We start from the raw sequence: 9976 nt of genomic DNA, 5'->3' as shown, positions 1-9976 counted from the left end.
CCGGCCACCACCGCGCGGGCCCGCATGGAGTCCTCGGGGAACACCATGACGTGCCATGCGGAGGTGTGGTGGCGCCGGATCTTCCCGTCGGCGTTCACCTGGATCGGACCGAGTGCCGCCGCGCCCGAGGTCGACCGGATCCCGTGCTGACGCAGGAGCTGGCGCATCCGGTCCGCCTCCGATGGTGTGCGTAGTGTTGCTATGGGTACCAGCATGCCGAAGTCGGCGTGGTAGAGGGAGACGTCCGGGTTACCGCGCGTCCGGGTCGGTGTGAAGACCCATCTGCACACCGCCACGAGTACGGCGGTGGCGGCGACGGCGATGGCCGGACCGATCGTGTAGTGCAGGCTGTTCAGTGGCACCGTCACCTCCCGGCTGTCCGGGCCGACGGGCCGGACGGTCTTCATCGTCTCAGCGCCGTCGCTTGTGCGCAGGCGTTCATACGTGGGTCGCGTCGCAGTCGTAAGCGTAGTCTTGGCCGAACATAGCGTTATAGTTGTTTGTATTGCGTGTTTCGTCTCCTCGTCGCGTTGCGCGGCAATCCGAATAACGATTCCGCCGCCCGAGCACCCGGCGCCCTGGCTCAGTGGGTCAGGGCGCGAGGCAATCCGAGTGACGATTTCGCAGCCATGCACGTCAGTCCATCTGAACGGCCACTCTGTGACCATAGATACTGGCGTTATTGGCGAGGCATTGCACACTTCGCCGTTGGTGCGACACGGATCGAAACGGAGGGTATGGGAACCGTCGGCCGGGATGCGCGGCCGGCCACGTCCGACAACCTCTGATCGCCGGGCATGCCCTGGTCGGCTTTCAGGTGGCGCGAGCGCAGCTTCTCTCGCGTCGCCTGAAGACCCCAAGTGCTTGCGGATGTCCGATCGGTCAGGGCATGGATCAGGGGGGACGGGAGGCCTGATGAGCGAGAACGTGATGCTTCGTAACGACGGTGGTAAAGAGCTCCAGACCGTGCGCCTGCACGGCCGGGTCGATGTGCGGACGGTCGGTGATCTGCGGCTGCGGCTGCATACCGCGATCGATGCTGGCAGGGGGCGGCTGCGGGTGAACGTGGCGGACCTGGAGCTTGTCGATCATGCGGCGCTCGGCGTGCTGCTGGGTGGGGCGCGGCGGGCTCGGCGTTCCGGACGGTCGATGGTGCTCGTCGATGTGCCCGCCGATCTGGACAGGCTGCTGTCGGCGAATCGTCTCGGACGTTTCCTCCAGGTCGAGGACGCCGATCTGTTCCATGTCGGTCATGCCTGATCTGCTGTGGCCGACCGGTGTGATGGGCTGTGGCTGACTGGTGTGGACGGCGGCACCCGGTTTCGGGACGTAGCCGTACAACGTGGAATGATGGGGCCGGCCGGGGAGGGACATGCTCGACGTCGATGCGCAGCGGCTGAGCCCAGCGGGTGGTCGGGCGTACCGCAGAGGTGGCGGCCGGCCCGCCGACCCGCGCCGCCCACTGATCATCGCGGGCGCGTTCGCCGCCGCGATCGGCCTGGGGGTGGCCATCGGTCTGGCCACGGCACCGGCGGACACGCCCGCACCCCGGACGGCGCCCACCGCCGCACCACTGGCCGAGCTGCAACCGCCCCTGGAACCGTCCGCATGGGAAGGCAGCCGCCAGCCGGGTACGGCCCACCAGATGAAGGTTCGGCCCGTGGATCGTCGTGCCTTCAGCGTGAGTCTCACGTACGCCCTGCGGGAGGCCGGTGTCGCGGGGCTGACCGCTGACGACGTTGTCATACCGCAGGGAAAGCTCTTCTACGGGGCCGTTGAAGGCGCTGACAGCGCCACCGACGAGTACTGGGCCGTGGGTCTGGCGCAGGTCACGGGCGTGACCGCGGCCCCGCCGAACCCGCAGGTGTGGAAGCGGGTGGGCAACGGGCCGTGGAAGCGGATCGCGCAGGGTGCCAGGGCCTGCGACGGTTTGCCGACCGGCCTGTTCACCGCGTGGCAGGGACGCCCGCCGCTCTGTTCGGGCGCGTGACGGTACGCGCCGGTACGCTCTTGCCGTCCGACAACCCTTCGGGAGCGGGTGTGGCGATGGCGGATGCGACGCGGCAGGACCAGTCCGAGCAGGCTCGTCCGCAGCGGGACCGGCCGTGGATCATCCGGACCTATGCGGGCCATTCCAGCCCGGCGGAGACCAACGCCCTCTATCGCCGGAATCTGGCCAAGGGGCAGACCGGGCTCTCGGTCGCGTTCGACCTGCCGACCCAGACCGGCTACGACCCCGGCCATGAGCTCGCCCGCGGCGAGGTCGGCAAGGTCGGCGTGCCGATCGCCCACGTCGGCGACATGCGCGCGCTGTTCCACGACATTCCGCTGGGCCAGATGAACACCTCGATGACGATCAACGCGACGGCCATGTGGCTGCTCGCGCTCTACCAGGTCGTCGCGCAGGAGCAGGGCGCGGACGTGGCCGCACTCGTCGGTACCACCCAGAACGACATCATCAAGGAGTACCTCTCCCGCGGGACGTACGTGTTCCCGCCGGCGCCGTCGCTGCGGCTGATCACAGACATGATCGCCTACACGGTGACCGAGATCCCCAAGTGGAATCCGATCAACATCTGCAGTTACCACCTGCAGGAGGCGGGCGCCACCCCCGTCCAGGAGATCGCCTACTCGATGTGCACGGCCATTGCCGTGCTCGACGCCGTGGTCGCCTCGGGGCAGGTGCCGGCGGAACGCACCGGCGAGGTGTGCGCCCGGATCTCCTTCTTCGTCAATGCCGGCGTCCGCTTCGTCGAGGAGATGTGCAAGATGCGGGCGTTCACGCGGCTGTGGGACACGCTGCTGCGGACCCGCTACGGCGTCGAGGATCCACGTCACCGACGGTTCCGCTACGGCGTCCAGGTCAACTCCCTCGGCCTGACCGAGGCGCAGCCGGAGAACAACGTCATCCGGATCGTGCTGGAAGCCCTCGGCGTGACGCTGTCGAAGGACGCCCGCTGCCGGGCGTTGCAGCTACCGGCCTGGAACGAGGCGCTCGGCCTGCCCAGGCCCTGGGACCAGCAGTGGTCCCTGCGCATCCAGCAGATCCTCGCCCACGAAACCGACCTGCTGGAGTACCCCGACCTCTTCGAGGGCTCCGTCGTCGTGGAGCGCCGGGTGGCCGACCTCGCCGAGGCCGCCCAGGCCGAGATCGACCGGGTGCAGGCCATGGGTGGCGCGGTTGCCGCGGTCGAAAGCGGCTACATGAAGTCCGAGCTCGTCCGTTCGCATGCGACCCGCCGGGTGCGCATCGAATCGGGCGAGGACGTGGTGGTGGGCGTGAACGCCTTCACCTCCACCGAGCCGAACCCGTTGCTCGCCGACCTGACGACGGCGATCCAGACGGTGGATCCGGCCGTGGAGGAGGCCGCCCGCACCGACATCGAGGCATGGCGGGCCGGCCGTGACGCGCGCGTCGTGGACGATGCCCTCCAGGGCCTGCGGGACGCGGCGAAGACCGACGCGAACCTGATGGCGGCCACGCTCGCCTGCGCCCGCGTGGGCGTCACCACCGGTGAGTGGGCCGGTGCCCTGCGGGAGGTGTTCGGCGAGTACCGGGCTCCGACCGGGGTGTCCGCCGCTTCGTCGGTGCATGCGGGCGGCCGGCAGCTCACCGACGTCCGGGAACGGGTCGTGGCGACCGGCAAGGAGCTCGGGCGCCGGCTGAAGTTCCTCGTCGGCAAGCCCGGCCTGGACGGGCATTCCAACGGTGCCGAGCAGATCGCCGTGCGGGCCCGGGACGCCGGTTTCGAAGTGGTCTACCAGGGCATCCGGCTCACCCCCGCGCAGATCGTCGCCGCCGCCGTGGAGGAGGACGTCCACGTCGTGGGTCTGTCGGTGCTGTCCGGCTCGCACATGGAGCTGGTGCCCGTCGTGCTCGACGGGATGCGCGCGGCCGGCGTCGGTGACGTGCCCGTGGTTGTCGGTGGCATCATTCCGCAGGCGGACGCCGAGCGGCTGAGGACCCTCGGCGTCGCCGCGGTGTACACACCGAAGGACTACGGCCTCACCGAGATCATGGACGGCATAGTCGACGTCGTCCGAGCCGCCAACGGTCTGGACTGACTCCGACCCACCGGCTGACCCCGACCCACCAGCTGACACCGACCAGCTGAGCCTGTCGACCGGACCGGACCGGGTTCCTCAAACTTTCCTGAACCTTCATGCTCCGGGCTGCGGGCGGCCGCTCGCACCGCGGTCGCCTGTTCGTACGGCGGTAGCTGCTCAGGCCACGTGGCTGGTTCTGCCGCGCAAGGAGCGAGCTGCACAAAGGGCCTGGTGAGAGATGTTTCGCCAGGTCGAATCCGATGTGCGAGGCAGCCTGCGGGCGCGTACCGTCCCCAGGGTGGTCTCCGACGCTCCGTCCCTGGACGACGCGGTGGCGCTGGCCACCCGTGCCCACGCCGGCCAGCTCGACAAGGTCGGCGAGGAATACATCGGCCATCCGCTGCGGGTGATGCGGGCGGTTGTCGCCGCCGCGGACGAGGCCGGGGTCGACCGCGAGCACGCGCAGATGGCGGCGGTGCTCCACGACGTCGTCGAGGACTCCGCGGTCACCGTGGAGGATCTGGTTTCTCTCGGTTATCCGCCCGCCGTCGTAGCGGCGGTCGACGCGCTCAGCCACCGTCCGGGAGAGCCGGTGGAGGACTACCTTGCCCGCGTTGCCGCCGACGACCTCGCCGTCGCCGTGAAGCGGGCGGACATGGCCGACAACGGCGACCCGGTGCGGCTGGCCAGGCTGCCCGCGGATCGGGCGGACCGCTACGCGCAGCGTTACTCCAGCCGGATGCGCCTGCTCGACGACCTTGTCGCCGCACGGAAGGCTGCCGCACGGGGGAGCGACCCTCCTGCCGCATCCGCCTCGTGACGCTCACATGGCGATGTGCGGTCGTTCGGACGGTCTGCGGGACGGTTCCCCGGAGCCGGAGGCCAGGCGTCTCGACCGGAACTGGAACGAGTTACTCCAGGAGATCCGGGTGGCGCAGGCCGGTGTGCAGATCCTCTTCGCCTTCCTGCTCACCCTCCCCTTCACCCAGCGCTGGAGCCGGGTGACCGACTTCCAGCGGACGCTCTACCTCGTCACGCTGCTGGTGGTCGCCGCCGCGTCCGCGCTTCTGATCGGCCCGGTGGCCTACCACCGGATGGTGTTCCGCCGGGGCGCTCGCGCCCAGCTGGTCGCCGCGGCCAACACCATGGCGCTGGCCGGGCTGGTCATGCTGGGCGCTGGTATCAACGGCGCCGTCCTGCTAGTCGTCGACGTGCTCATGGGTTCGCTCGCCACCGTCCTGATCTGCTCGGCGACCGTGGCGTTCTTCGTCGCGCTGTGGTGGGTATTACCGCAACTGACCCGGCGGGAGCTGGCGACATCCGGTGAGGACGCTCAGGATCTGGAACCGTTCGGGCCCGAGCCGTCCGGATCCGACGGTCGCACGCCTACCGACGGTCGCACGACCACCCGACCACCTGTCTGACCTACGCAGACCGACCGGACCTGCGCCGACTCGACCTACGTCCACCCGACCTTCGCATGTCTGACCGGCGCGACGGCCTGAGCAGCGCTGACCCGACCGACCTACGTCCATCCGATCTTCACGTACCTGACCGGCGGACGACCTGACCGCCCTGCCCCGGGGGGCACGCGGTAAGGTGCCAAACCGTGCGTCTCGTGATAGCCAGGTGCAGCGTCGACTATGTGGGCCGGCTGACGGCACACCTGCCCAGCGCCGTCCGCCTGCTGCTGGTGAAGGCGGACGGGTCGGTGTCCATCCACGCCGACGGGCGAGCCTACAAGCCGCTGAACTGGATGAGTCCGCCCTGCGTGATAGCCGAGGCGGACGGTGTCTGGCGGGTGACCAACCGCGCGGACGAGCAGCTCGTCATCACCCTTGAAGAGATCATGCATGACTCCTCGCACGATCTCGGCGTGGACCCCGGCCTGCAGAAGGACGGCGTCGAGGCGCACCTGCAGGTCCTGCTCGCCGAGCGTCCGGACGCGATCCAGGAGGGTCTCACCCTGGTGCGCCGCGAGTACGAGACGGGCATCGGCCCGGTCGACCTGCTCTGCCGGGACGCCGACGGCGCGAGCGTCGCGGTCGAGGTGAAACGCAAGGGCGAGATCGACGGCGTCGAACAGCTCACCCGCTATCTCGCCCGGCTGCGGGACGATCCCTTCCTGCCCCACCCGGTGCGGGGGATCCTGGTGGCGCAGTCGATCACCCCGCAGGCTCGCCTGCTCGCCGCGGACCGGGGCCTGAGTTGCGTCACGGTCGACTACGACGCCCTGCGCGGCCTGGCCCCCGCGATCCCCACCCTGTTCTGATCCTGCGTATTCTTTATGAATACCAGAAGCTATTGCGCTGGGATACCGGGGCGGAACTCGTAGAAGTACACCCCCTGTTCACCGCGCACAGCCAGACCACGACCGTCGGAAGTCCAGGCACAGGCGTACAGGGCTCCATCGGTCCGCATCATGATGAGAACCCTCCCTGATGTCCGGTCCCAGATGCGTACTGTGCTGTCGTTGCTGTCGTTGCTGTCGTTGCTGTCGTTGGTGGCGAGCCAGGTGCCGTGCGGCTGTGCAGGGACGCCATCACAACGCCCTGACCTGCGCAGATGCCCCGCAAGAAAGCAACTTATTGTATTCTAGGCCCTTAGTATGAATATCAGAAGCTATTGTGCTGGGATGTCGGGGCGGGATTCGTGGAAATGCACTCCCCATTCCCCTCCCACAACCAGACCACGGCCGTCGGAGTTCCAGGTGTAGGTGGGCAGGCGTCCGCCGGTTTGCATCATGGTGACGATCTGTCCTGATGTCCGGTCCCAGATCCGTACCGTCCTGTCGTGGCTGGTGGCGGTGAGTCAGGGGTTGTCCGGGGCGATGGGAGTGTCAGGTCCCTTCCCGACCGGCTCATCCAGCGCGCCGGCGGTCATGAGCAGGATGTTCGACCTGCTCGAAGTACCGGAAGACATGGATATTCCGGAGATCGGCACGGGCGCAGGCCGCAACACCGCCCTTCTCGTCGGGGATTCGATTCCCGAGAACGGTCGGTCGTCCGATTGCTGATCGATTGCCCTGTTTGCGGGTGAATGCCACGTGAAGTGGCGGTCGTGAGCTTGCGCGTCGAAGATCTGGGAGTATTCGCGCACCTCTGGCGGGCACAACGACAGCGACGAGAGGGGCGGTCCGGCATGGCTCAGGACTTCACGAGGATCGGCGTGGTGGGGCTCGGCACCATGGGCGCGGGGATCACCGAGGTCCTGGCGCGCGCCGGCATCGACGTGGTGGGCGTCGAGCTCAACGGTGAGACGCTGGCCCGGGGGCTCGGGCACGTCCGCCACTCGACGGACCGGGCGGTCAGCCGCGGCAAGCTGACCGAGGCCGACCGGGACGCGCTGTTCACGCGGATCCACGCCGGCACCGACCTGTCGGCGGTGGCGGACTGCCGGCTGGTCATCGAGGCGGTACCCGAGCGGATCGAGGACAAGCGGGCGGTCCTCGCCGTGCTGGACGCGCTGTGTCCGTCCGGGACCATCATCGCGACGAACACCAGCTCACTGTCCGTTACCGAACTCGCCACTGGGACCTCCCGTTCGTCCCGGGTCGTCGGCACCCACTGGTTCAACCCGGCGCCGATCATGGGGCTGGTCGAGATCGTCCGCACGGTTGTCACCGACGCGACGGTGCTGGAGGACGTCGAAGCCCTCGTCACGAAGGTCGGCAAGACCGCGGTGATCGCCGCGGACCGGGCCGGCTTCATCGTCAACGCCCTGCTGTTCGGCTACCTGAACAGCGCCGTGCGGATGCTGGAAGCGCACTATGCCACCCGCGAGGACATCGACGCGGCCATGCGCCTGGGCTGCGCGCACCCGATGGGCCCGCTCGCGCTGCTCGATCTGATCGGGCTCGATTCGGCCTACGAGATCCTCGACTCGATCTACCACACGTCCCGGGACCACCTGCACGCTCCGGCGCCGATGCTCAAGCAGCTGGTCACCGCCGGGATGCTCGGCCGCAAGACCGGGCGTGGCTTCTACACGTACGCGGCCCCTGACGCCTCCGAGATCGTCGACGCGGTGACGGCGGCCGGGCCGGCAGCCGGCGGACAGGCCCGGCCGGTGCGCACGACAGGCGTCGTCGGCAGCGGAACCATGGCCGCCGGGATCGTCGAGGTCTGCGCCCGGTACGGCTACGACGTGGTATTCCATGCTCGCGGTGAGGAGAAGATCGCCGCTGTCCGCAAGAAGCTGGAACGCTCGCTCGAGCGGGGCGTCGAGAAGGGAAAGATCTCCTCGGACGACCGGGCCGCGGCCCTGGCCCGGGTACGGGGCACGACCGACCTGTCCGCCCTCGCCGGCTGCGACCTCATCGTCGAGGCGGTCGTGGAGGATCTCGCGGTCAAACGCGCCCTGTTCGCCGCACTCGACGCGGTGGTGCGTCCCGGGGCGGTCCTCGCGACGACCACGTCGTCCCTGCCGGTGATCGAATGCGCGACCGCCACCGCCCGCCCGCAGGACGTGGTGGGGATGCACTGGTTCAACCCGGCGCAGGTGATGCGCCTGGTGGAGATCGTGCCCACCGTCCTGACCGCCGACGACGTCACCGCCACGGCTTTCGAGGTGGCGCGGGCGGCGGGTAAGCATCCGGTGCTGTGCGGTGACCGCGCCGGCTTCATCGTCAACGCCCTGCTGTTCCCCTACCTCAATGACGCCGTGAAGATGCTGGAGGCCCATTACGCGGACGTCGAGACCATTGACACGGCAATGAAGGTCGGCTGCGGTCACCCGATGGGGCCGTTCGGACTCGCCGACGTCGTCGGTCTGGATGTGACGCTCGCCATCCAGCGCGCTTTGTACCTGGAGTTCCGGGAGCCCGGCTACGCTCCGGCGCCCCTGCTCGAACACCTTGTCAGGGCGGGTTATCTCGGTCGCAAGACCCGCCGGGGGTTCCGGGTCTACTGACCACCACACCGGTTTAGGGCCGGCTCCGGCATTGGCTTCGTCGCCTACGATGGCGCCGTACGGCGTGATTCGTCACCGACACGCCGGCTCCCGCTGCCGCACCGGAGGATGCCGCGATGATCCCGCTGGACAAGGATGCTGCCCGGGAAGTGGGTCGCGAGATCGTAACGTTCGTGCCCGATTTCGTGGTGATGCTCAGGCGCGTCCTGGCTGATCCGCGGGTTTCCCAGTCGGCCAAGTTGGAGGCCGCCGGGGCGCTTGCGTATCTGGTGTCTCCGAAGAACCGGCTGACGAATCTGATCCCGGTGGTGGGTCAGCTCGACGATGTCGCGATCGTGGCCTTCGCGTTCCGTCGCCTGGAGATCGGCGCGGGTGAGGCTGTGCTGCGGGAGCACTGGCGCGGCAGCGACCGAGCCTTCCAGATCATGCTGGGTGCCTCCTCCGCGCTGTCGTCACCGCGGGGGGTGATCCGGAAGGTGAAACTGGCGAAGACGATCGCCGAGTCGACCATCGATCGGATCAATGCTTCCCGGCGTCACCCGGCAGCCGGTGCGGACCCGCACCGTGTCGTCGAAGGCGAAGTCGTCAACCGGACATCGGCAACTGACACACCGCCGTCCACCCCATCCGCATCCGGTGGGTCGCGCTCCGACGGATCGCCGTCGAGCGGGCCGCAGCCGGGTGGATCGTGGACCCACCGCCCGCAGGGTCCGTCGGCAACGCGCCCGAGGTGACCCGGCGACGGTCCCGGCGGGTGCGGGCGCAGGCACCTCAGCCGCCCGTGATCGTCGGATCCGAGATAACCGAACGGCATCCGGACGGAGACTGGATCGTCCGCCGGGTCAGCGGGGCGGCCGCGTACAAGTACTACCGCTGCCCTGGCTGTGAGCAGGAGATACTCCCGGCCACCCCGCATGTGGTGTGCTGGCTCGACGACCAGGTCGCCGACCGCAGGCACTGGCACACGATCTGCTGGACCCGCCGCGACCGCCGGAATCCGTCGGGCCGGTAGCGACGG

Annotated in this window: 12 protein-coding genes; 10 read left to right on the top strand and 2 right to left on the bottom strand. The window is 68.7% G+C overall.

All coding sequences use genetic code 11. From position 1 onward, the window contains the following. Positions 1–407 (bottom strand): hypothetical protein (locus DD1DGNOD_RS28340; protein WP_206443363.1); only part of this gene is annotated, 407 nt, incomplete at its 3' end. Positions 408–915: 508 nt separating this feature from the next. On the opposite strand from DD1DGNOD_RS28340, the gene DD1DGNOD_RS22300 reads away from it, so the two are divergent. The 6 genes from DD1DGNOD_RS22300 (at position 916) to nucS (ending at position 6319) form a co-directional block, all read left to right on the top strand. After that, the gene (locus tag DD1DGNOD_RS22300) at positions 916–1260 is read left to right on the top strand and encodes an STAS domain-containing protein (protein ID WP_131770981.1); all 345 of its coding nucleotides are present in this window, start codon (positions 916–918) and stop codon (positions 1258–1260) included. 112 nt (positions 1261–1372) lie between these two features. After that, on the top strand, positions 1373–1990 hold the full coding sequence (locus DD1DGNOD_RS22295; protein WP_131768423.1) for a hypothetical protein: 618 nt from the start codon (positions 1373–1375) through the stop codon (positions 1988–1990). 56 nt (positions 1991–2046) lie between these two features. Continuing rightward, positions 2047–4065, top strand: coding sequence for a protein meaA (locus tag DD1DGNOD_RS22290; RefSeq protein ID WP_131768460.1), 2019 nt, complete (start codon positions 2047–2049; stop codon positions 4063–4065). A gap of 220 nt (positions 4066–4285) precedes the next feature. Further along, complete coding sequence (locus DD1DGNOD_RS22285; protein ID WP_131768422.1) at positions 4286–4867, top strand: HD domain-containing protein; 582 nt, start codon at positions 4286–4288, stop codon at positions 4865–4867. Positions 4868–4874: 7 nt separating this feature from the next. Beyond that, positions 4875–5471 (top strand): DUF6328 family protein, encoded by a 597-nt coding sequence (locus tag DD1DGNOD_RS22280; protein WP_131768421.1) that lies wholly within the window; start codon positions 4875–4877, stop codon positions 5469–5471. Positions 5472–5656: 185 nt separating this feature from the next. Further along, positions 5657–6319, top strand: coding sequence for an endonuclease NucS (gene nucS / locus DD1DGNOD_RS22275; protein WP_131768420.1), 663 nt, complete (start codon positions 5657–5659; stop codon positions 6317–6319). 29 nt (positions 6320–6348) lie between these two features. Here the strand turns inward: nucS and DD1DGNOD_RS30585 are convergent, their stop codons facing one another. Next, on the bottom strand, positions 6349–6471 hold the full coding sequence (locus tag DD1DGNOD_RS30585) for a hypothetical protein (RefSeq protein ID WP_283234745.1): 123 nt from the start codon (positions 6469–6471) through the stop codon (positions 6349–6351). A gap of 319 nt (positions 6472–6790) precedes the next feature. Here DD1DGNOD_RS30585 and DD1DGNOD_RS30085 point away from each other — a divergent pair, with 319 nt between their 5' ends. The 4 genes from DD1DGNOD_RS30085 (at position 6791) to DD1DGNOD_RS22255 (ending at position 9970) form a co-directional block, all read left to right on the top strand. Next, positions 6791–7063, top strand: a complete 273-nt coding sequence (locus DD1DGNOD_RS30085) for a hypothetical protein (RefSeq protein WP_131768419.1) — start codon at positions 6791–6793, stop codon at positions 7061–7063. Positions 7064–7188: 125 nt separating this feature from the next. Continuing rightward, positions 7189–8958 carry a 3-hydroxyacyl-CoA dehydrogenase family protein gene (locus tag DD1DGNOD_RS22265; protein ID WP_131768459.1) on the top strand — a complete coding sequence of 590 codons (1770 nt, stop codon included), beginning with the start codon at positions 7189–7191 and terminating at the stop codon, positions 8956–8958. A 116-nt stretch (positions 8959–9074) separates the two neighbouring features. Beyond that, positions 9075–9692, top strand: coding sequence for a YkvA family protein (locus tag DD1DGNOD_RS22260; RefSeq protein WP_131770980.1), 618 nt, complete (start codon positions 9075–9077; stop codon positions 9690–9692). Beyond that, positions 9689–9970, top strand: a complete 282-nt coding sequence (locus DD1DGNOD_RS22255; RefSeq protein WP_131770979.1) for a hypothetical protein — start codon at positions 9689–9691, stop codon at positions 9968–9970. The genes DD1DGNOD_RS22260 and DD1DGNOD_RS22255 overlap by 4 nt, the downstream gene beginning before the upstream one ends. The last annotated feature ends 6 nt before the right edge of the window (positions 9971–9976 follow it).

This window comes from Candidatus Protofrankia californiensis (genome assembly GCF_900634765.1).
Lineage (GTDB): Bacteria > Actinomycetota > Actinomycetes > Frankiales > Frankiaceae > Protofrankia > Protofrankia californiensis.
The sequence above is the reverse complement of the archived record's forward strand: the minus strand, read 5'-3'. Positions and strand labels throughout refer to the sequence as shown.

Excerpts from the sequence above, each read along its gene's own strand:
- DD1DGNOD_RS22300 (WP_131770981.1), top strand. The coding sequence starts at position 916 with ATGAGCGAGAACGTGATGCTTCGTAACGACGGTGGTAAAGAGCTCCAG.
- DD1DGNOD_RS22295 (WP_131768423.1), top strand. The coding sequence starts at position 1,373 with ATGCTCGACGTCGATGCGCAGCGGCTGAGCCCAGCGGGTGGTCGGGCG.
- DD1DGNOD_RS22290 (WP_131768460.1), top strand. The coding sequence starts at position 2,047 with ATGGCGGATGCGACGCGGCAGGACCAGTCCGAGCAGGCTCGTCCGCAG.
- DD1DGNOD_RS22285 (WP_131768422.1), top strand. The coding sequence starts at position 4,286 with ATGTTTCGCCAGGTCGAATCCGATGTGCGAGGCAGCCTGCGGGCGCGT.
- DD1DGNOD_RS22280 (WP_131768421.1), top strand. The coding sequence starts at position 4,875 with ATGGCGATGTGCGGTCGTTCGGACGGTCTGCGGGACGGTTCCCCGGAG.
- DD1DGNOD_RS30585 (WP_283234745.1), bottom strand. The coding sequence starts at position 6,471 with ATGATGCGGACCGATGGAGCCCTGTACGCCTGTGCCTGGACTTCCGAC.
- DD1DGNOD_RS30085 (WP_131768419.1), top strand. The coding sequence starts at position 6,791 with ATGGTGACGATCTGTCCTGATGTCCGGTCCCAGATCCGTACCGTCCTG.
- DD1DGNOD_RS22265 (WP_131768459.1), top strand. The coding sequence starts at position 7,189 with ATGGCTCAGGACTTCACGAGGATCGGCGTGGTGGGGCTCGGCACCATG.
- DD1DGNOD_RS22260 (WP_131770980.1), top strand. The coding sequence starts at position 9,075 with ATGATCCCGCTGGACAAGGATGCTGCCCGGGAAGTGGGTCGCGAGATC.